This is a genomic window from Streptomyces sp. H27-D2 (assembly GCF_035828615.1).
Taxonomy (GTDB): domain Bacteria; phylum Actinomycetota; class Actinomycetes; order Streptomycetales; family Streptomycetaceae; genus Streptomyces.
On sequence record NZ_JAYMZR010000050.1, the window covers coordinates 20,628 to 40,887 of the forward strand.

Consider the following 20,260-nt stretch of genomic DNA (forward strand, 5'->3'; position numbering starts at 1 on the left):
CTCGGCGCGGGGGCACTTCGCGATGACTAGTCCATCCCAGACCGCGGCATCAGGGACCGACACCCCAGGTCTCGATCCCGGCGGTCTGATCACGGTGAAGGACGGCAAGGGCGGCGAGCTCGTCGGCCGGTCGCCCGGACAGCTGATGTGGGCCCGCTTCAAGCGGGACCGGGCCGGTGTGATCTCGGCGTGGATCGTGATCGGGTTCTTCGCCGTCGGTCTGCTCGCGCCGGTGATCTCCTGGCTGTACGGCAAGGACCCGTACACCCGGTACGGCCAGACGACTCCGGGTCTGCTCAATGAGTTCGAGTATCCGGTCAAGCCCAACGGCGGGATGTCCGGCGACTTCTGGTTCGGCATCGAGCCGGTGCTGGGCCGCGATGTGTTCATGCAGCTGATCTACGGCATCCGGACCTCGCTGATGCTCTCGCTGGTGGTGACCGTCATCTCGGTCCTCACCGGCGTCATCCTGGGCGTCGCGGCGGGCTACGTGGGCGGCAAGGTCGACTTCTTCGTCGGCCGGGTCATCGACCTGCTGATGGCCTTCCCCAACCAGCTCTTCTTCGTCGCCTTCATGCCGATCGTGGTCGCGCTGTTCGTCGACCCGGCGGACGAGACGCCCACCTACATCCGGATGACCGCGATCACGCTGGTGCTCTGGTTCCTGGGCTGGATGTCGCTGGCGAGAATCCTGCGCGGCGCGGTGCTGTCGCTCCGGGAACGCGAGTACATCGAGGCGGCCAAGATCAGCGGCGCATCGCCCTGGCGGATCATCCGCAAGGAGCTGCTGCCCAATGTGGTCACCCCGATCCTGGTGCAGGGCACGTACATGCTTCCGAACACGGTGACCTCCATCGCGGGGCTGTCCTTCCTCGGCGTCGGCCTGGTCGAACCCACCCCCGACTGGGGGCGGATGTTCGCCATCGGAGCCGACGTATACGAGAACGACTTCACCTACATGTTCTTCCCGGGGATCGCGATGGTGATCTTCATCGTCGCGTTCAACCTCCTCGGGGACTCGGTCCGGGACGCTTTCGACCCCAAGACCAACCGCTGACGTACGACCCACCCGGCTCCACCGGACTCAATCAACAGGCAGGTGCAGAAGTAGCCATGACACCAAACCAGGTACGCAGAGGGCGCGCCGCAGTAGTGGCGCTGACCGCGGGGGCGCTCGTCCTCAGCGCCTGCAGCAGCGGGAGCGGCGACAGCGACTCGAAGGACAAGGGTCCGCAGGCCAAGGAACAGGGCCTGATCGAGTTCGCGAACGCCAAGGACTCCACCGGACCGGCCCAGGACATCAAGGGCGCCGCCCCCGGCGGCACGGTCCGCATACTGCAGCGCGACAGCTTCTCCCACTTGGACCCGGCGCAGATCTACGTGTCCGACGAGGGCATGCTGTCGACCCTGCTGCACCGCCGGCTGACCACCGTCAAGTTGGACAACAAAGGCAAGTACACGGTCGTCGGCGACCTCGCGACCGACAGCGGTCAGGTCTCGGACGGCGGCAAGACCTGGAAGTTCACGCTGAAGGACGGCATCAAGCTCGAGGACGGCTCGGCCATCACCTCGAAGGACATCCGGCACACCTTCGAGCGGCAGTTCGCCGAGTTCATCACCGAGGGCCCGACCTTCGTCCAGGGCTGGCTCGCGAACGAGGCCGGCGCCAAGTACCGCAAGCTGCTCCCCAAGGGCGGCTTCGACGGCAAGCACCTGCCGGACTCGGTCCTGGAGACCCCGGACTCGAAGACGGTCGTCTTCCACTTCAAGCAGGCCCACAACGACCTGCCGTACGCGGTGGGCATGGCCGGCTACGGGGTCGTTCCGGACGGCGCCAAGGACACCAAGGAGAAGTACGACAAGAAGCCGCTGAGCAGCGGCCCCTACAAGGTCCAGTCGTTCAAGTCCGGCAAGTCGGCGACGCTGGTCAAGAACACCGCCTGGGACCCGAAGACCGACTCGTCCCGGCACCAGTACCCGAACAAGTTCGAGATCACGTTCAACCACCAGTTCGAGGACTCCAGCAAGCGGATCATGTCCGACACCGGTGACAACAAGTACGCCACCACCTTCACCAACCAGGTGGACGCGGGCTCGGTGCAGAAGGTGCTGAGCGACCCGTCCATCAAGAGCCGTTCGGTCTCCGGCTACCAGAGCTACATCGCGCAGTACGCGATGAACATGAAGACCCTCAAGGACAAGAGGATCCGCGAGGCCATCACCTACGCGCTGCCGATCAAGTCGGTGCTGGCGCCGTACGGCGGCACCGCGGGCGGCGAGCTGGCCGGCGGTCTGATCAGCCCGCTGCTCCCCGGCTACCAGAAGGGCTACGACCCGTACGGGAAGCTCAAGAACCCGAACGGCGACCCCGCCAAGGCGAAGAAGCTGCTCAAGGAGGCGGGGAAGCTCAACATGAAGCTGACCTACGCCTACGCGAACAGCAAGGAGGACCAGCAGGTCTCGGTCGCCGTCGCGGACGCCCTCAAGAAGGCGGGCTTCAACGTACAGCGCAAGGAGCTGCCCGCCGACACGTACTACGACCTGGTCGGCAAGGTCGACACCGGCTACGACCTGTACCGCAACAACTGGGGCCACGACTGGCCGAGCAGCGGCACGGTCATCCCGCCGCTGTTCGACGGCCGGAAGATCGCCGACGGCGCGAACAACTACTCGCACGTCGACAACGCGAAGATCAACTCTGAGATCGACCGGATCAACAAGATCTCGGACCCGGCCAAGGCCGCGACCGAGTGGTTCGACCTCAGCAAGTACATCCTGGAGGACGTCCTGCCGGTCGTCCCCGCGTACTACTACAAGCAGATGCAGATCAGCGGGTCCAAGATCGGTGGCACCGTCTACAACGACGACCTCAGCGGCATCGACCCGACGAAGCTCTACGTGAAGAAGTAGCAGCCTCCTCGGGTGCCGGGCGCCCGTCCGCCGACCCGGCGGGCGGGCCCCCATCCGGCACCACCCCAGCCTCCGCCGTTCCTGGCCGTTTCTGAAAGCACCCACCGACATGCTGCGATTCCTGGCTCGCCGGGCGCTCGGCGCCGTGGTCATCCTGCTGATCATCAGCGCCTTGACCTTCTTCCTCTTCTACAGCATCCCGCGCGACCCGGCCCTGCTGGCCTGCGGCAAGAACTGCACCCCGGACGCGCTGGCGATCATCCGCAAGAACATGGGCATCAACGAGCCCGTGCCGGTCCAGTACTGGCACTACATGGTCGGCATCTTCGCCGGCCGCGACTTCGCCGTAGGCCCGTGTCCCGCGCCCTGCCTGGGCTACTCGTTCGTCGACAACTCGCCTGTCTGGGACACCATCCTGGACCGCTTCCCGACCACCATCTCGCTGGCCGCCGGCGGCGCCGTGGTGTTCCTGACCGTCGGCCTCGGCGCCGGCATGATCGCCGCCTGGAAGCGCGGCACCCTCATCGACAAGACCTTCAGCTCCGCCTCGCTGGTGCTCAGCTCGATGCAGATCTACTTCCTGGGCCCGCTGGTGCTCGCGCTGTTCGTCTACCAACTCCAGTGGTTCTCGCAACCCAAGTACGTGGACATCACCTCCGATCCGGTCGGCTGGCTCGCCGGGCTGATCATTCCGTGGTGCGTGATGTCCGTCATCTTCACCGCCAACTACACCCGTATGGCGCGCTCTTCGATGATCGAACAGTTGCAGGAAGAGCATGTACGGGCCGCGAAGGCCAAGGGCATGTCGCGGCGGACCGTCTTCTTCCGCTACGCCTGGCGCGGCTCGCTGATCCCGATCGTCACCATCTTCGGCATCGACATGGGCTCGCTCTTCGGCGGCGCGATGATCACCGAGTGGACCTTCACGCTGCCCGGCCTCGGCCGGCTCGCCGTCCAGTCGGTGACCAACACCGATCTGCCCATGCTCATGGGCGTGATGCTCTTCGCAGCCACCGCGATCATCCTGTTCAACATCCTCGTGGACGCCACCTACGCGTTCATCGACCCGCGCGTGCGGCTGGCCTAGGAGCTCCTGCAGTGACCACCTTGACCAAGGAAGCGGCCAGCCCCGCACCCGCCGACTCCGGCACGTTCCTCTCGGTGCGCGACCTCTTCGTGCACTTCAGGACCGAGGACGGGATCGTCAAGGCCGTGGACGGCCTCTCCTTCGACCTGAAGCGCGGCCAGACCCTCGGCATCGTCGGCGAGTCCGGCTCCGGCAAGTCCGTCACCAACCTCGCCGTGCTGGGTCTGCACGACCCGCGCAACACCGAGGTCTCCGGCGAGATCATCCTGGACGGCCAGGAGTTGACCGGCGCCACCGAGCGGACCATGGAGAAGCTCCGCGGCAACAAAGTCGCGATGATCTTCCAGGACGCGCTCACCGCCCTGTCTCCGTACTACACCGTGGGCCGGCAGATCGCCGAGCCGTACCGCAAGCACATGGGCGTCTCCAAGCGCGAGGCGCGGCAGCGCGCCATCGAGATGCTGGAGAAGGTCGGCATCCCCAACCCGACGCTGCGGGTCGACGACTACCCGCACCAGTTCTCCGGCGGCATGCGGCAGCGCGCGATGATCGCCATGTCGCTGATCTGCAACCCCGATCTGCTGATCGCGGACGAGCCGACGACCGCCCTCGACGTGACCGTGCAGGCGCAGATCCTGGACCTGCTCAAGGATCTCCAGCAGGAGTTCGGCTCCGCGATCATCCTGATCACCCACGACCTGGGCGTCGTCGCCAACACCGCCGACGACCTGCTGGTGATGTACGCGGGCCGGGCCGTCGAGCGCGGCACCGTCCGCGAGGTGCTCCAGGCGCCGCAGCACCCGTACACCTGGGGCCTGCTCGGCGCCATGCCGCGGCTGGCCTCGGACGTCACCGAGCCGCTCATCCCCATCCCCGGCGCCCCGCCGAGCCTGCTCTCACCGCCCCCCGGCTGCCCCTTCAACCCCCGCTGCGCCTTCGTGCACGAGGTCGGCGGCACCCGGTGCACCGACACGCGCCCCGAGCTGCCCGCCGGCCGCGGCGCCGCCTGCCACCTGAGCGCAGACCAGAAGCTGACCTTCTTCACCGAGCAGATCAAGCCCCGGCTGGGCTAGGGAGCACCCACGATGAAAGACAACATCACTCTCCCCGCGCCCCGGGACGCCGCCCCCGCGCAGGGCGAACCGCTCCTCACCACCGAGGGGTTGACCAAGCACTTCCCGATCTACGGCGGCTTTCCGTTCAAGCGGAAGGTCGGCGCGGTGCAGGCGGTCGACGGCATCGACCTGACCGTGCACGCGGGCGAGAGCTTCGGCCTGGTCGGCGAGTCCGGCTGCGGCAAGTCCACCACCGGACGGCTGCTGACCCGGCTGCTGGAGCCGACCGCCGGCACCATCACCTACGCCGGCCAGGACATCAGCCACGCGGGCCGCAAGCAGCTCGCGCCCATCAGGTCCGAGATCCAGATGATCTTCCAGGACCCGTACTCCTCGCTGAACCCGCGGCAGACCGTCGGCACCATCATCGGCGGCCCGATGGAGATCAACGGGATCATGCCGACCGGAGGCCGCGAGAAGCGGGTCCGGGAGCTGCTGGAGATCGTCGGCCTCAACCCCGAGCACTACAACCGCTTCCCGCACGAGTTCTCCGGCGGCCAGCGGCAGCGCATCGGGGTGGCCCGCGCGCTCGCCCTCGACCCCAAGCTGATCATCGCGGACGAGCCGGTCTCCGCGCTCGACGTCTCCATCCAGGCGCAGGTCGTCAACCTGCTCCAGGAACTCCAGCGCGAGATGGGCATCGCGTTCCTCTTCATCGCCCACGACCTGGCGATCGTGCGGCACTTCTCGCAGCGCCTCGCCGTGATGTACCTCGGCAAGGTGGTGGAGGTCGGCGACCGCGACTCGATCTACAACCGCCCCCGCCACCCGTACACCCACGCGCTGCTCTCGGCCGTCCCCGAGGCGAAGCTGACGGACGCCGACGCGGGCGGGGACGAGGGCCGCGAGCGCATCCGCCTCGCCGGCGACGTCCCCTCCCCCATCAACCCGCCCTCCGGCTGCCGCTTCCGCACCCGCTGCTGGAAGGCGCAGGACAAGTGCGCGATGGAGGAGCCGCCGCTGCTCCAGATCGCCGGCAACAAGGCCGGCCACCTCACGGCCTGCCACTTCCCCGAAGAGCCGACGACCGCGGCGCGGGACGAGGACGTCGTCCTCGACCCGGCGCTCGCCGCGATCGAGGAGGCGAACGACACCCATTGACCCGAGTTCGTTGACCTCCGCTCGGAACGGAGCCCGCGTCCGGACACCCCAGCACCTCCCGGACGCGGGCTTCGGCATTCCATGACGCGGGGTTCGGCGTTCCCTGGCGCGGGCCTTGTCGTGCCCGAACGCCGACGTTCCCGAACGCCGACGTTCCCAAACGCCGGCGCCGCACCGTCGCTAGTCCGTCGGCACGACCCGCCGCTCCTCCGCGAAGTGGCACGCCGAGTCGTGCGCGGCCGGGGTGTCCGTGTCGCGGAAGACCGCCGGCACCGCCAGCAGCGGCACCTCGTCGGCGCACCGCTGCTGCGCCTTCCAGCAGCGGGTGCGGAAGCGGCAGCCGGACGGCGGGTTGGCCGGCGAGGGCACGTCGCCGACCAGGATGATCCGCTCCCGGCCCACCTGCGCGGCCGGGTCGGGCACCGGGACGGCCGACAGCAGCGCCTGGGTGTACGGGTGCGTGGGGTGGTCGTAGATCTCGGTGTCGGTGCCGATCTCGGCGAGCCGGCCCAGGTACATCACCGCGATCCGGTCGGAGATGTGCCGGACCACCGACAGGTCGTGCGCGATGAAGAGGTAGCTCAGGTCGAACTCGTCCTGGAGCCGCTCCAGCAGGTTCACCACCTGCGCCTGCACCGACACGTCCAGCGCCGAGACAGGCTCGTCGGCCACGATGATCTCCGGCTGGAGCGCGAGGCCGCGCGCGATGCCGATGCGCTGGCGCTGGCCGCCGGAGAACTGGTGCGGATACCGGTTGATGTACTCCGGGTTGAGCCCGACCACGTCCAGCAGGTCCTGCACCTTGCGCCGCCGGTCGCCCTTCGGCGCGACCTCGGGGTGGATCTGGTACGGCTCGCCGATGATGTCGCCGACGGTCATCCGGGGGTTGAGCGAGGTGTACGGGTCCTGGAAGACCATCTGGATGTTGCGCCGCACGGCTTTGAGCGCGCGCGGCGAGAGCTTGCTGATGTCCTCGCCCTTGTAGCGGATGGTGCCCGAGGTCGGCCGCTCCAGGTTGACCAGCAGTTTGGCGACCGTGGACTTGCCGCAGCCGGACTCGCCGACGATGCCCAGGGTCTCGCCGCGCAGCAGGTCGAAGGAGACCGTGTCGACCGCCCTGACCGCGCCGACGTGTTTCTTGATCACGATGCCGCGGGTCAGCGGGTAGAGCTTCGCCAGGTCCCGGACCTCCAGGATCGGTTCGCGTTGGCGGGGCGGCCGGTCCACCGCCGGCTCCGGTGTGTGCGGCGGCTGGGCCTGCGGGGGCTGCTTGCTGAGCTCAGCCATTCAGCTCGTCCTTCCAGAAGTGGCAGGCGCTGGCCCGCCCCGGCAGCGGCGTGCCGTCCGGCTCGGCGACCGGCAGCAGCGGCGGCCGGTCCGTACGGCAGACGTCCTGGACGCGGGGACAGCGCGGGTTGAAGGGGCAGCCCGGCGGGATGTTCGTCAGATTCGGCGGCAGGCCCTTGATCGCGTACAGCTCCCGGCCCTTGTGGTCGAGCCGCGGGATCGAGTCCAGCAGGCCGCGCGTGTACGGGTGCGCGGGCCGCTTGTACAGCTCGCCCACCGGGGCGGTCTCGATGATCCGGCCCGCGTACATCACCGCGATCTTGTCCGCGACGTCGGCGACCACACCCAGGTCATGGGTGATCAGGATCAGACCCATGGTGAACTCACGCTGCAACTCCGCCAGCAGCTCCATCACCTGGGCCTGGACGGTGACGTCCAGCGCCGTCGTCGGCTCGTCCGCGATGATCAGGTCCGGCTCCAGGGCCAGCGCCATCGCGATCATGATGCGCTGGCGCATGCCGCCGGAGAACTGGTGCGGATAGTCCCCCACCCGCTCCTTCGCGGCCGGGATGCGCACCCGCTCCATCAGCTCGACGGCCCTCACCCGCGCCGCCTTGCGGCTCATCCCCTGGTGGACCTCGTACATCTCGCCGAGCTGCGCGCCCACCGAGACCACCGGGTTGAGCGAGGACAGCGCGTCCTGGAAGATCATCGCCATCTTCGCGCCGCGCACCTTGCGCCGGTCCTCCCTGCCCATCGTCAGCAGGTCCTCGCCCCGGAAAAGGATCTGCCCGCCGGTCACAAAGCCCGGCGGGGTGTCGAGGATGCCCATCACGGCCTGCGCGGTCACCGACTTGCCGGACCCGGACTCGCCGAGCACCGCGAGCGTCTCGCCCGCGTCGACGCTGTACGTCACGCCGTTGACGGCCTTGGCGACGCCGTCCCTGGTACGGAATTCCACGTGCAGGTCACGCACGTCCAGCAAGGCGGTCATCGGGGACGGGCTCACCGGGGACGGGCTCATCGGCGGCGTGGTCATCGGCGGGCTCCTCAGCGCAGCTTGGGGTCGAGGGCGTCGCGCACCGCGTCGCCGAGCATGATGAACGCGAGCACCGTGACCGCCAGCGCCCCGGCCGGCCACAGCAGCATGTGCGGCGCGTTGCGGATGAACGGGGACGCGGCGGAGATGTCGATGCCCCACGAGACGGTCGGCGGGCGCAGCCCCACGCCGAGGTACGAGAGCGTCGCCTCCAGCGAGATGTAGGTGCCCAGCGCGATGGTGGCGACGACGATGACCGGCGCGATGGCGTTCGGCGCGATGTGCCGCAGCAGCATCCGGGTGTTGCTCGCGCCGAGCGCCCGCGCGGCCTGGACGTAGTCGTGCTGTTTGGCGGTGATGACCGAGCCGCGCGCGATGCGGGAGATCTGCGGCCAGCCCAGCAGCACGATGAAGCCGACCACCGGCCAGACGGTCTCGCTGGTGACGACGGACAGGAACACCAGACCGCCGAGGACGACCGGGATGCCGAAGAACACGTCGGCGACCCGCGAGAGCACCGCGTCCGACCAGCCGCCGAAGAACCCGGCGAGCCCGCCGACCAGGCTGCCGATGATCGAGGCCCCGGCCGTCGCGCAGACCCCGACCGTCACCGAGGCGCGGGCGCCGTAGACCGTACGGGTGTAGACGTCGCAGCCCTGGTTGTTGTAGCCGAAGGGGTGGCCGGGCTGCGAGCCCTGCTGCGCCTTGCCCAGCTCGCACGTGAGCGGGTTGCCGCTCGCGATCAGCGACGGCCACAGCGAGATGACGATCAGGAAGAGGATCACCAGCGCGGAGATCAGGAAGACCGGGTTGCGCCGCAGGTCGTGCCAGGCGTCCGACCACAGGCTGCGCGGCTTGCCGGTCGGGCCGCCGCCGGGCTGCTGCTCGCCGGGCGCGCCCCGCGCGTCCCGCGCGTCCCGTTCAAGGGTCTCGGCCTCACTCATCGCGAGGTCCATCGCGCCGCCGACACCGGTCGGCGCGATGACTCCGTCGGAATTATGGGGCTCAGGCATACCAGATCCTCGGGTCGAGCACGGCGTACAAGAGGTCGACGATCAGGTTCGCCAGCAGGAAGACGATGACCAGCACGGTCACGAACCCGACCACCGTGGGCGAGCTCTGCCGGAGCACCCCCTGGTACAGCTGGTATCCGACGCCGTGGATGTTGAAGATCCGCTCGGTGACGATCGCCCCGCCCATCAGCGAGCCGATGTCGGTGCCGATGAAGGTGACGACGGGGATCAGCGAGTTCCGCAGCAGGTGCCGCATGATCACCCGGCGGCGCGGCAGGCCCTTGGCCGTCGCCGTGCGCACATAGTCCGCGCGCGCGTTCTCCGCGATGGAGGTACGGGTCAGCCGGGTCACGTAGGCCAGCGAGACCGAGGCGAGGACGAGTCCGGGCACGATCAGCTCGCTGAAGTCGGCGGCGGCGGACACCGAGGGCTCGATGACGTTCCACTTGATGCCGAGCAGCAGTTGCAGCAGCAGGCCCGTCACGAAGGTGGGCACGGAGATCACCACGAGCGTCAGCAGCAGCACCGTGGTGTCGATCGGCCGGCCCCGGCGCAGTCCGGTGACGACGCCCAGGCTGATGCCGATGACGATCTCGAAGATGATCGCCACGACGGTCAGCCGGATGGTGACCGGGAACGCGGTGCCCATCAGCTCGGTGACCCGCTGGCCGTTGAAGGCGGTGCCGAAGTCGCCGGTGAAGATATTGCCCATGTAGGTCAAGTACTGCTGCCACAAAGGCGCGTTGAGGTTGAACTGCTCCCGCAGCCGGGCGGCGGTGGCGGGGTCGCACTTCCGGTCGCCGCAGAGCGCGGAGATGGGGTCGCCCATCACGTTGACCATCAAGAAGATCAGCAGCGTGGTGCCGATGAACACCGGGATCATCTGCAACAGGCGCCGGATCACATAGTGCCCCATGGGACCTCCGTGGATCGGCGACGGCCCGGCGCGGGCCCCTGCTGGGTCCGCGCGCCGGGCCGTCGCGGCGATCTAGTTGACCGTGATCTCGTTGTAGACCGGGACGCTGAACTGGTTCAGCGCGACGTCGGAGATCTTGTCGGAGTAGCCGGCGCTGCCGTTCTGGTACCAGAGCGGGATGGCGGGCATCTGCTTGGCGAGGATCTTCTGCGCGTCCTGGAAGATGACGACCGCCTTCGCGGTGTCGGTCTCCGCGTTGGCCTTGTCCACGAGCTTGTCGAAGGCGTCGTCGCTGAACTTGCCGTCGTTGGAGGAGGCGTTGGTGTAGTACAGCGGTTGCAGGAAGTTCTGGATCAGCGGGTAGTCCATCTGCCAGCCGGCCCGGAATGGACCGGGCATCTTGTGCTCGCCGATCTGGTTGCGGAAGTCCGCGAAGGTGCCGACCGGGTTGGCCACGCACGCCTTGTCGTTGTCCAGAACGTTGTTGACGCTGTTGCAGAGCGCGTCGACCCAGTCCTTGTGCGAGCCCGTGTCGGAGTTGTAGGTGACGGTGAGCTTGCCGCCGGGCAGCCCGCCGCCCTCCTTGATGAGCTTCTTGGCCTGGGCCGGGTCGTAGTCGCACGCGTCGCCGCACAGCCCGGCCTTGTAGCCGCCCTCGGCGCGGAGCACCGGCGAGGTCCAGTCGGTGGCGGGGGTGCGGGTCTTCTGGAAGACCTGCTGGGTGATCTGCTTGCGGTTGATCGCCATGGAGATGCCGCGCCGGACCTTCTCCTTGCCCGCCGCCGACCAGTCCTTGTCGTACATCGGGAAGGCCAGCGTCTGGATGATGCCCGCCGGCTGGTTGATGTAGCGGTCGCCGAGGTCGGCCTTGGCGTTCTTGAGCTGGGACGCGGGGATGTCGTCGGCCAGGTCGAGGTTGCCGGCCTGGAGGTCGGTGTACGCGGTGTTGTTGTCGGTGTAGACCTTGAGCTCGACGCCGCCGTTCTTCGCCTTGTCGTCCCCCGGGTACTTGTCCCACTTCTTGAGCTTCATCGACGAGCCCTTGGTGTACGAGTCCACCGTGTACGGGCCGTTGCCGACGGGCTTGCTCACCCAGGCCGCGTGGTCGTCGTAGAACGCCTTGGGCAGCGGCGCGAAGGCCGCGTAGCCGAGGGTGTCCGGCCAGGTCGAGAACTTCTGGCTGAGCTTGACGGTAAAGGTCTTGGCGTCCTTGACCTTCAGGCCCGAGAGCTTGGTCGCGGAGGGCTTGCCGGACTCCGGGTGCAGCTTGTCGTAGCCGTCGATGTACTGGAAGAAGTACGCGTTCTTCTGCGCGTTCCTGACGTCGGCCCCGTAATTCCAGGCGTCCACGAACGACTTCGCGGTGATCTTCTCGCCGTTGCTGAAGGTCCAGCCGCCCTTGATCTTGACGGTGAAGTTAGTCGAGTCCGAGGTCTCGATGGAGTCGGCCAGCATGTCCTTGGCCTCGCCGGTCTTCGGGTCGTACCGCTTGAGACCCCGGAAGAGCATGTCGAGGACCTTGCCGCCCTGCACCTCGTTGGTGTTCGAGGGCTCCAACGGGTTCTGCGGATCACCCCACGAGGACGACACGGTGCCACCGCCGCCGCCACCGCCGCCGCCACCCCCGTCGCCGCCTCCACAGGCCGTCGCCGCGAGGGCGACGGCGACCGCGCATGCGGCCCACTTGACGTGTGTGGCTCCGCGCATGGGGGTGCCTCCTCAGATTCCAAGCGTCGCTTTGTAGCAAATAGCACCCCAATATGCGACAGCTTGTACTTTCAGTACGGCCGCACGCGCGGGCGGGCACGCAGAAACCCCCGTATGCGCGAGTGGCGATACGGGCTGCGTGGAGCGGGTGTGTGGACCAGCTGATGCGGGCTGCTCAGCGCAGGCTGCCGAGGTGGATCACGCTGACCCGGACCTGCCGGTCGCCGATCTCGTACAGGACGCGGTATATCCCGATGTGGATGCGCAGCACATCGGCGCTGCCGAACGCGCCCTCGGGCCGGGGGTCGTCGGCGAGGTGGTCGACCGCGGCGAAGACCTGCCGGACCCCCTTGGGGTCGTCCTGGGCGAAACGCTCCGCCTGGGCGAGGGCCTCGGACCCCCAGATGACGTCATACGTCACGCCGCGCCACCGCCGAAGACGCGGCGGAACGCTTCGTCGTGCGGGACGCCGGCCCGCTCCCCGCGGGCTTGCCGCTCACGGTAGGCGGCCAGCGCCCGCATCTCCTGGAGCTCCAGGGCATCGGCCGGGCTGACCAGTATCGCGATGGTGTGACCGTGATCGGTGATGGCGACCGGCTCGCGGGTGGCGCTGACCTCGCGGGCGATGGCGCCGAGCCGGGCGCGGGCTTCCACGATCGAATAGGTGATCTCCGTCATGCACACTAGTTTACAGAAGTGCGCGCATTTGGGGTCCGGGTCGCGCATCCGACTGCGGATGCCGGATCCTGCTGCGATCAGCTTGTTCACGGGTACTGAGACAGGTGCGCCTTCCTCATCCATGCAGGGGCTACGGGATATACGCGGCTACGGAACGAGGTGGTCGTACGTCCCCCGCCTCAGCAGCCCGCAGGAACGCTCAAGCGCGGAGCGGGTCGTGGTGTCGACCCGCGCGGGGTCGTCACTCTCGCGGAGGTGGGTGCCGCCGGCCGCGTTGGCAGCCACCTCAACGCCCCAAGCGGCTGTTGCCGACCGCGGGTACGAGTTCGATGAGTACCGACGTCTCCTACGCAAACGATCATCTGCCGCCGCCGACTCCGAGCTTCATTCCGAATCGATCAGTCAGCCCAAACGGCCGAGGAACCGCTCGACAGCCGCGGCGAGGGCCTTGGGGGTCTCCTCCGGCGCGAAGTGGCCCGCGTCCTGGAGCACCTCAAGCTCGGCATTCGGATACCACTGCAGCCAGGTGGCCTGCATGGCCTCGGGTCCCAGCGCCGGGTCGTTCGCGCCGGCGACGAGGAGCACCGGGGTCGGGTTGTCCTTCACACGCTCGTGGAAGTCGGTGCGCGACCAGGAGTCCAGATACGCGCGGAAGGCCGTCGCCGAGGAACGCTCCACCGAGCGGCTCACCATGGCGTCCAGCCAGGCGTCGTTGTGCCGCCCGCCGGTGGTGTTGTCGATGATCGCTCTGCGGTTGCCGGGATTCTTCGCGGCCCCGGCGAACAGCTCCCAGCTCTCCCCTTCGAGCGGGAAGCCGGATGCGGCCACCGGCGAGATGCCGATGATCGAGCGGACGCGCGACGGGGCGTCGAGCAGCATCAGCTGGGCCGCCACACCGTTCATGGAGTGACCGATGACCGAGAAGGTCTCCCAGCCCAGATGGTCGGCCACGGCAAGGGCGTCCTCGGCGACCTCCTCCATCGTGAAAGCGCCGTCGGCGTCCATCGCCTCGCCGTACCCACGGCAATCCAGGAACGCGGAGCTGAACGTGTCCCCGTTCAGGTGCTCACGCATCTGGTCGAAGCTCGACCGGTCGCCGAACCAGCTGTGGAGCAGCAGGGCTCGTTCCGGGCCGCTGCCCTGCACCTCGTGCGGAATAACCTGTCCTGTCACGATGGGCCTCTGATCATAAGGTGGTTTCCCAGTGCGGATGCCGGAGATCACCGACGACCAACTCTCGCGGTCTGCGACAGGACAGGTCAACGCAACACGCAGGCCACATAGCCGCCCTCGCTGAAGCTGGGCTTCTGCCAGTGGAGCTGGGTCGTGTGCGTCTCCCCTAGAGCCAGGGCTACAGGATGTACGCCGCTACGGAACGAGGTGGTCGAACTCCCCCGCCTTCGCGGCGCGGAGGAGCGCGCGGAGCGCGGCGCGGGTCGTGGTGACGACCCGCGACGGGTCGTCGCTCTCGCGGAGGTGGGTGACGCCGGTGCCGGCTGCGAGTTCGACGCAGTTGGATGCACCGGCTTCGCTGAAGCTGGACTTCTGCCAGTGAAGCGGGGGCATGTGCGTCTCCCCTAGAGCCAGGGCTACCGGATCTACGCCGCTACGGAACGAGGTGGTCGAACTCCCCCGCCTTCGCAGCCCGCAGGAACGCGCGGAGCGCGGCGGGGGTGGTCGTGACGACCCGCGAAGGGTCGTCGCTCTCGCGGAGGTGGGTGATGCCGGTGCCGACGGCGAGTTCGAGGCAGTTCGCGGCATCACCCGAGCTGAAGCTGGATTTCTGCCACCGCAGCGAGGCCATGCGCGTCTCTCCTAGAGCAAGGGGTACAGGATGTGCTGGATGAGCCCCAGCGAGTCTTTTACCGTGCGCGTCTCCGGCTCGGACCGGGCGTCGACCGCAGGAAGGGCCAGCTCGCTCAACCTGGTGTGATTAGCACTGTAGTCAGTGATCGACTGCGGGTCGCCCCGAAGCTGGGACTTGCCCAGTTGATCGACGAGGATCGTGCCCAGTTCCCGCACGGCGGGCTCGATCACCATGAAGGAGTGGCTGAACGCCGCCCGCGCATCCGCCTCCAACGGGACGATCTGGATGGTTACGTTAGGGAGCCGGGACACCTCGATGAGCCGGAGTAATTGGTCCCGCATCACCTCGTGCCCTCCGTACTGAACCCGCAAAGCCGTCTCGTGGATGATCGCGTGCAGGCGAGGCGGATTCTCACCGGTGAGGATCTTCTGGCGTTCCATCCTGAACTCGACGGCCGCATCCTGCACTTCGGGTCGAGAGCTGCCGGAGCCCCCGCTGTGCAGAGCCGTCATGTACGACAGAGTCTGGAGCAAGCCCGGAATGAACAGCAGCTCGTAGCTGGCGAGGCCGACAGCTGCCGATTCCAGCTCGGCCAGGTCCAGATGGGATGCACCGAGCATCTTGCGGTAGGCACTCCACCAGCCCTTGCCCGAATCCTTCCCCATCTCGGTCAAGCTTTCGAGAAACGGGGTAGAACTCAAACCATAGATCCCGGCGAGACGCTGTACGCGCTCCAGCGCAAGGCTGGTCTTGCCCGCCTCAATGGCGCTCATGTGCGGCTGCTTCATACCGAGAAGGGCGGCAGCATCGGTCGACGAAAGGTCGGCCCGCTCCCGCAGTTGGCGGAGCTCCGCCCCGAACCGGCGCTGACGGTAAGTGGGATTGCCCCTCAGACCCATACATCCTCCCAATCAGACCCACACAGTCTCACTCAGGGCCACCAAGTCCGTCCAGTTCGTAACTGCCTCTTTTGCCAATGAGGTTGTATATAGAAGCCCGCTGGTCTTACCGTGAGTGTGGCATCAGTCACAGAACCCACACCTGGAGGCTGCCACATGTGCATGCCCGAAGAACCCTGGACCTACGGTCTCTACATCCCCCGCGACCCCCGCGCCGTCGGCGTCGTCCGAGCCACCCTGCGCAGCATCCTCGCGGCGGCGCGGCTGGACTGTCTCATCGATACCACCGAACTGCTCGTCTCGGAGCTGGTCACCAACGCCTACCGGCACAGCGGCTGCGAGGACGCGTTCGTCAGCGTGGACTGGGTTCCGGACGATCTGCGGGTGGCCATCTGGGACACCGGGCCGGCGTTGCCGCGCAAGCTGGACCCCGGTCCTGAGGACGAGAACGGGCGCGGGCTGGGGCTCGTCGAGGCGCTCGCGGAGACTTGGGGGGTCGAGGAGTTCACCGACAAGGCGGGCGAGGTCACGGGCAAGTCGGTGTGGTTCAGCATGGCACCGAAGCCGGCGTGACGTCGGCCTGACGTCGGCCTGACGCAGGAGCCTGACGCCGGCCTGACGTCGGCGGGAGGAACGCCGAAGGGGTGCACTCGGTCCGTACGGACCGAGCGCACCCCCCAAAGCGAGCCGCAGGCTACACCGCGCCGACGACGTCCTTGACTTCGGCGAAGTGGCAGGCCGAGTCGTGCGCGGCGGGTGAGTCCGCGCCCCGGAAGCGCTCCGGGATCGCCAGCAGCGGGACGTCCGTGGCGCACTTGTCCTGCGCCTTCCAGCAGCGCGTACGGAAGCGGCAGCCGGAGGGCGGGTTGGCCGGGGACGGGACGTCTCCCGACAGGATGATGCGCTCGCGGTGGTCGCGCAGCTCGGGGTCCGGGACGGGGACGGCCGAGAGCAGCGCCTGGGTGTACGGGTGGGTCGGGTGCTCGTAGATCTGCTCTTCGGTGCCGATCTCGGCCATCTTGCCGAGATACATCACGCCGACCCGGTCGGAGATATGCCGGACGATCGACAGGTCGTGCGCGATGAAGAGGTAGGACAGATCGAACTCGTCCTGGAGCTTCTCCATCAGGTTGATGACCTGCGCCTGCACCGACACGTCGAGCGCGGAGACCGGCTCGTCGCAGATGATGATCTCCGGGTTCAGCGCGAGGCCGCGGGCGATGCCGATGCGCTGGCGCTGGCCGCCGGAGAACTGGTGCGGATACCGGTTGATGTACTCCGGGTTGAGCCCGACCACGTCCAGCAGGTCCTGGACCTTCTGCCGGCGTTCGCCCTTGGGGGCCACCTCGGGGTGGATGTCGTACGGCTCGCCGATGATGTCGCCGACGGTCATCCGGGGGTTGAGCGAGGTGTACGGGTCCTGGAAGACCATCTGGATGTTGCGGCGCACGGTCTTCAGCGCGCGGCCGGACAGCTTGGTGATGTCCTGGCCCTTGTAGAAGACCTCGCCCGCGGTGGCCTTCTCCAGGGTCATCAGCAGCTTGGCGACGGTGGACTTGCCGCAGCCGGACTCGCCGACGATGCCCAGGGTCTCGCCCCGGTAGAGATCGAAGGAGATGCCGTCGACGGCCTTGACCGCGCCGATCTGCTTCTTGATCAGAATCCCCTGGGTCAGCGGGAAGTGCTTGACCAGGTTGCGGACCTGGAGGATCGGCTCACGCTGCTCAGCCATCGATCGTCTCCTTCCAGAAGTGGCACGCGCTCGCGCGCTCGTCGCTGACCTGTTCCAGCGCCGGCACGTCGGTGCGGCAGATGTCCTGCGCCTTGGGGCAGCGCGGGCTGAAGGCGCAACCGGCCGGGATGTTGAGCAGGTTGGGCGGCAGGCCCTTGATCGCGTAGAGCTCGTGGCCCTTCTGGTCCAGGCGCGGGATCGAGTCCAGCAGGCCGCGGGTGTACGGGTGCGCGGGGCGCTTGTACAGCTCGCGCACCGGGGCGGTCTCCACGATCCGGCCCGCGTACATCACCGCGATCTTGTCCGCGACGTCGGCGACGACGCCGAGGTCGTGGGTGATCAGGATCAGGCCCATGTTGAACTCGCGCTGGAGCTCCGCGAGCAGGTCCATCACCTGGGCCTGGACAGTGACGTCCAGCGCGGTGGTGGGCTCGTCCGCGATGATCAGGTCGGGCTCCAGGGCCAGCGCCATCGCGATCATGATGCGCTGGCGCATGCCGCCGGAGAACTGGTGCGGGTAGTCGCCGATCCGCTCCTTGGCGGCGGGGATGCCCACCCGGTCCATCAGCCCAATGGCTTTCACCTTGGCCGCTTTCTTAGACATTCCCTGGTGGACTCGGAACATCTCGCCTAGCTGGTAGCCGACGGAGAGCACGGGGTTGAGGGAGGACAACGCGTCTTGGAAGATCATCGCAATCTTGGCACCGCGGATCTTCCGGCGCTGCTCGCCCGACATCTCCAGCATGTTCCGGCCGCGGTAGAGGATTTCTCCCCGCGGAATCCGGCCCGGCGGCATGTCGAGGATGCCCATCACGGCTTGCGCCGTCACGGACTTGCCGGAGCCTGACTCGCCCAGCACAGCAAGCGTCTCGCCTGCGCCGACGCTGTAGTTCACACCGTTGACGGCCTTGACGATGCCGTCCCGAGTGTGGAACTCCACGTGCAGGTCGCGGACTTCGAGCAGCGGGCCGCTGCTCTCATCCTCGGTTCGGGGCACGGGGACGCCCGCGGTCTTCTCGATGGTGGTCACGTACGGCCTCCTCAGCGCAGCTTGGGGTCGAGGGCGTCGCGCACCGCGTCGCCGAGCATGATGAACGCGAGCACCGTGATACTCAGTGCGCCTGCCGGGTAGAGCAGCGTGTGCGGAGCGTTGCGGATCTGGGTGGCGGCCTGAGAGATGTCGATACCCCAGGAAACCGTCGGGGGCTTGAGGCCCACGCCCAGGAAGGACAGCGTCGCTTCCAGGGAGATGTACGTGCCGAGCGCGATCGTGGCCACCACGATGACCGGGGCCAGCGCGTTGGGCGTGATGTGGCGCAGCAGGATCCGGGGCGTACTCGCACCGAGGGCTCGTGCCGCCTGGACATAGTCCTGTTGCTTGGCAGTGATTACCGCTCCGCGTGCGATGCGTGCGATCTGCGGCCAGCCGAGGAGTGCCATCAGCACCACGACGGTGAAGATCGAGCCGCCCTTGACGACGGACAGGAAAACGATGCCGCCAAGCAGGATCGGGATCCCGAAGAAGATGTCGCCGATACGGGAGAGCACCCCGTCACGCCAGCCGCCGAAGAACCCGGCGAGGCCACCCATCACACAGCCGATGGCGGCGGCGAGGAGAGTGGTGCAGATGCCGACGGTGACGGAGGCGCGGGCACCGTGGACCGTACGGGCATAGACATCGCAGCCCTGCTTGTCGAACCCGAAGGGGTGGCCGCTCGCGGAACCCTGACCGGACTTGGAGACATCGCACGCGTACGGGCTGGTGCTGGTCATCAGGGTCGGCCAGATGGAGATGACGACCAGGAAGAGGATCAGCACCGCGGATATGTAGAAGACCGGGTTACGCCGCAGGTCGTGCCAGGCGTCGCCCCACAGGCTGCGCGCCTTCTCTTCCCGCGCCTTGGCGGTCGGGCCGGGCCCGTCCTGGTTCTGACTGTTGTGGTTCTGCTGTTCCAGGGCGGGCAAGGCCGTTGCCGGCGCTGCCTGGGCGGGGGAAACGTCAGGCTGTATCTCAGGCATACCGGATCCTCGGGTCCAGGACCGCGTAGAGCAGGTCGACGAGCAGGTTGGCAGCGAGGAAGACAACCACCAGGACGGTGACGAAGCCGACCACGGTGGGCGCGTTCTGCCGCAGGATGCCCTGGTAGAGCTGGTAGCCGACGCCCTGGAGGTTGAAGATCCGCTCGGTGACGATGGCGCCGGCCATCAGGCCGCCGATGTCGGTGCCGAGGAAGGTGATGACGGGTATCAGCGAGTTGCGCAGCAGGTGCACCGTGACGACCCGGCGACGCGGCAGGCCCTTGGCAGTGGCCGTGCGGAGGTAGTCGGAGCGGATGTTCTCGACGATGGACGTGCGGGTCAGTCGGGCCACGTACGCCAGGGAGACACCCGCCAGCACGATACCGGGGAGAATGAGGTCGCCGAAGGGGACCTCGGCCGAGACGGATGGTGACGCCAGGCCCCACTTCACGCCGACGAAGTACTGCAAGAGGTAACCAGTGACGAAGGTCGGGACCGAAATCACGAGCAGCGTGAAGACCAGCACGCCGGTGTCGATCAGCCGGCCCCGGCGCATGCCCGCGATCAGGCCGAGCAGCACACCGACGACGACTTCGATGGCGAAGGCGACCAGCGTCAGCTTGATGGTGTTCGGGAAGGCGTCGGCCATCAGATCGACAACGGGCCGGCCGTTGAAGGCCGTACCGAAGTCACCCTGGAAGATGCCGCCCATGTACTGCAGATACTGACTCCACAGCGGGTCGTTCAGGTGCAGGGACTCCCGGATCTGCGCGGCCGTTGCCGGGTCCGGTGTCCGGTCTCCGAACATGGCCGCGACGGGGTCACCGAGCGCGTAGACCATGACGAAGATCAAGAATGTGGTGCCGATGAAGACCGGAACCATCTGGAGCAGTCGTCGCAAGACGTAGCGCCCCATGTGTCCTCCAGAAAAGCGCCGACGCGGGGGCAGC

General features: G+C 67.5%; 21 protein-coding genes. 6 read left to right on the forward strand and 15 right to left on the reverse strand.

The window, feature by feature from the left end; translation table 11 throughout:
• Positions 1-22 precede the first annotated feature (22 nt).
• The 5 genes from QMK28_RS19710 (at position 23) to QMK28_RS19730 (ending at position 6,213) form a co-directional block, all read left to right on the forward strand.
• Positions 23-1,057, forward strand: a complete 1,035-nt coding sequence (locus tag QMK28_RS19710) for an ABC transporter permease (RefSeq protein WP_326439808.1) — start codon at positions 23-25, stop codon at positions 1,055-1,057.
• A 56-nt stretch (positions 1,058-1,113) separates the two neighbouring features.
• Positions 1,114-2,910: an ABC transporter substrate-binding protein gene (locus QMK28_RS19715; RefSeq protein ID WP_326439741.1), complete on the forward strand. Its 1,797-nt coding sequence runs from the start codon at positions 1,114-1,116 to the stop codon at positions 2,908-2,910.
• A 109-nt stretch (positions 2,911-3,019) separates the two neighbouring features.
• Positions 3,020-3,997, forward strand: coding sequence for an ABC transporter permease (locus QMK28_RS19720; RefSeq protein ID WP_326439743.1), 978 nt, complete (start codon positions 3,020-3,022; stop codon positions 3,995-3,997).
• An 11-nt stretch (positions 3,998-4,008) separates the two neighbouring features.
• On the forward strand, positions 4,009-5,070 hold the full coding sequence (locus QMK28_RS19725) for an ABC transporter ATP-binding protein (RefSeq protein WP_326439745.1): 1,062 nt from the start codon (positions 4,009-4,011) through the stop codon (positions 5,068-5,070).
• A gap of 12 nt (positions 5,071-5,082) precedes the next feature.
• Positions 5,083-6,213 carry an ABC transporter ATP-binding protein gene (locus QMK28_RS19730; RefSeq protein WP_326439748.1) on the forward strand — a complete coding sequence of 377 codons (1,131 nt, stop codon included), beginning with the start codon at positions 5,083-5,085 and terminating at the stop codon, positions 6,211-6,213.
• Positions 6,214-6,393: 180 nt separating this feature from the next.
• Here the strand turns inward: QMK28_RS19730 and QMK28_RS19735 are convergent, their stop codons facing one another.
• The 11 genes from QMK28_RS19735 to QMK28_RS19785 all read right to left on the reverse strand — a co-directional run bounded on the left by QMK28_RS19735 (position 6,394) and on the right by QMK28_RS19785 (position 15,559).
• Complete coding sequence (locus QMK28_RS19735) at positions 6,394-7,500, reverse strand: ABC transporter ATP-binding protein (RefSeq protein ID WP_326439750.1); 1,107 nt, start codon at positions 7,498-7,500, stop codon at positions 6,394-6,396.
• Complete coding sequence (locus tag QMK28_RS19740; RefSeq protein ID WP_326439752.1) at positions 7,493-8,539, reverse strand: ABC transporter ATP-binding protein; 1,047 nt, start codon at positions 8,537-8,539, stop codon at positions 7,493-7,495. Before QMK28_RS19740 ends, QMK28_RS19735 begins: the two co-directional genes overlap by 8 nt.
• Before the next feature lie 11 nt (positions 8,540-8,550).
• Complete coding sequence (locus QMK28_RS19745) at positions 8,551-9,552, reverse strand: ABC transporter permease (protein WP_326439754.1); 1,002 nt, start codon at positions 9,550-9,552, stop codon at positions 8,551-8,553.
• A complete protein-coding gene (locus QMK28_RS19750) occupies positions 9,545-10,468 on the reverse strand; it encodes an ABC transporter permease (RefSeq protein ID WP_326439756.1) in 924 nt (307 codons plus the stop codon). Before QMK28_RS19750 ends, QMK28_RS19745 begins: the two co-directional genes overlap by 8 nt.
• Positions 10,469-10,540: 72 nt before the next feature.
• Positions 10,541-12,175 carry a peptide ABC transporter substrate-binding protein gene (locus QMK28_RS19755; protein WP_326439758.1) on the reverse strand — a complete coding sequence of 545 codons (1,635 nt, stop codon included), beginning with the start codon at positions 12,173-12,175 and terminating at the stop codon, positions 10,541-10,543.
• A 175-nt stretch (positions 12,176-12,350) separates the two neighbouring features.
• On the reverse strand, positions 12,351-12,596 hold the full coding sequence (locus tag QMK28_RS19760; RefSeq protein ID WP_326439760.1) for a type II toxin-antitoxin system RelE family toxin: 246 nt from the start codon (positions 12,594-12,596) through the stop codon (positions 12,351-12,353).
• On the reverse strand, positions 12,593-12,853 hold the full coding sequence (locus tag QMK28_RS19765) for a type II toxin-antitoxin system Phd/YefM family antitoxin (protein ID WP_326439762.1): 261 nt from the start codon (positions 12,851-12,853) through the stop codon (positions 12,593-12,595). The genes QMK28_RS19760 and QMK28_RS19765 overlap by 4 nt, the downstream gene beginning before the upstream one ends.
• Before the next feature lie 402 nt (positions 12,854-13,255).
• On the reverse strand, positions 13,256-14,026 hold the full coding sequence (locus QMK28_RS19770) for an alpha/beta fold hydrolase (protein ID WP_326439764.1): 771 nt from the start codon (positions 14,024-14,026) through the stop codon (positions 13,256-13,258).
• A gap of 195 nt (positions 14,027-14,221) precedes the next feature.
• Complete coding sequence (locus tag QMK28_RS19775) at positions 14,222-14,419, reverse strand: DUF397 domain-containing protein (protein WP_326439767.1); 198 nt, start codon at positions 14,417-14,419, stop codon at positions 14,222-14,224.
• Between the two features lie 40 nt (positions 14,420-14,459).
• Positions 14,460-14,657: a DUF397 domain-containing protein gene (locus QMK28_RS19780; RefSeq protein WP_326439769.1), complete on the reverse strand. Its 198-nt coding sequence runs from the start codon at positions 14,655-14,657 to the stop codon at positions 14,460-14,462.
• A gap of 11 nt (positions 14,658-14,668) precedes the next feature.
• Complete coding sequence (locus QMK28_RS19785; RefSeq protein ID WP_326439771.1) at positions 14,669-15,559, reverse strand: helix-turn-helix domain-containing protein; 891 nt, start codon at positions 15,557-15,559, stop codon at positions 14,669-14,671.
• Between the two features lie 162 nt (positions 15,560-15,721).
• Between QMK28_RS19785 and QMK28_RS19790 the strand changes: the two genes are divergently transcribed.
• A complete protein-coding gene (locus QMK28_RS19790; RefSeq protein WP_326439773.1) occupies positions 15,722-16,132 on the forward strand; it encodes an ATP-binding protein in 411 nt (136 codons plus the stop codon).
• Positions 16,133-16,253: 121 nt separating this feature from the next.
• Here the strand turns inward: QMK28_RS19790 and QMK28_RS19795 are convergent, their stop codons facing one another.
• From QMK28_RS19795 to QMK28_RS19810, 4 genes are read right to left on the reverse strand one after another with little or no spacing between them, the layout of a single operon-like run.
• A complete protein-coding gene (locus QMK28_RS19795; RefSeq protein ID WP_326439775.1) occupies positions 16,254-17,291 on the reverse strand; it encodes an ABC transporter ATP-binding protein in 1,038 nt (345 codons plus the stop codon).
• Positions 17,284-18,321 (reverse strand): ABC transporter ATP-binding protein, encoded by a 1,038-nt coding sequence (locus tag QMK28_RS19800; RefSeq protein WP_326439777.1) that lies wholly within the window; start codon positions 18,319-18,321, stop codon positions 17,284-17,286. Before QMK28_RS19800 ends, QMK28_RS19795 begins: the two co-directional genes overlap by 8 nt.
• Before the next feature lie 11 nt (positions 18,322-18,332).
• The gene (locus QMK28_RS19805) at positions 18,333-19,310 is read right to left on the reverse strand and encodes an ABC transporter permease (RefSeq protein ID WP_326439779.1); all 978 of its coding nucleotides are present in this window, start codon (positions 19,308-19,310) and stop codon (positions 18,333-18,335) included.
• Positions 19,303-20,226 carry an ABC transporter permease gene (locus QMK28_RS19810; protein WP_326439781.1) on the reverse strand — a complete coding sequence of 308 codons (924 nt, stop codon included), beginning with the start codon at positions 20,224-20,226 and terminating at the stop codon, positions 19,303-19,305. Before QMK28_RS19810 ends, QMK28_RS19805 begins: the two co-directional genes overlap by 8 nt.
• Positions 20,227-20,260 lie beyond the last annotated feature (34 nt).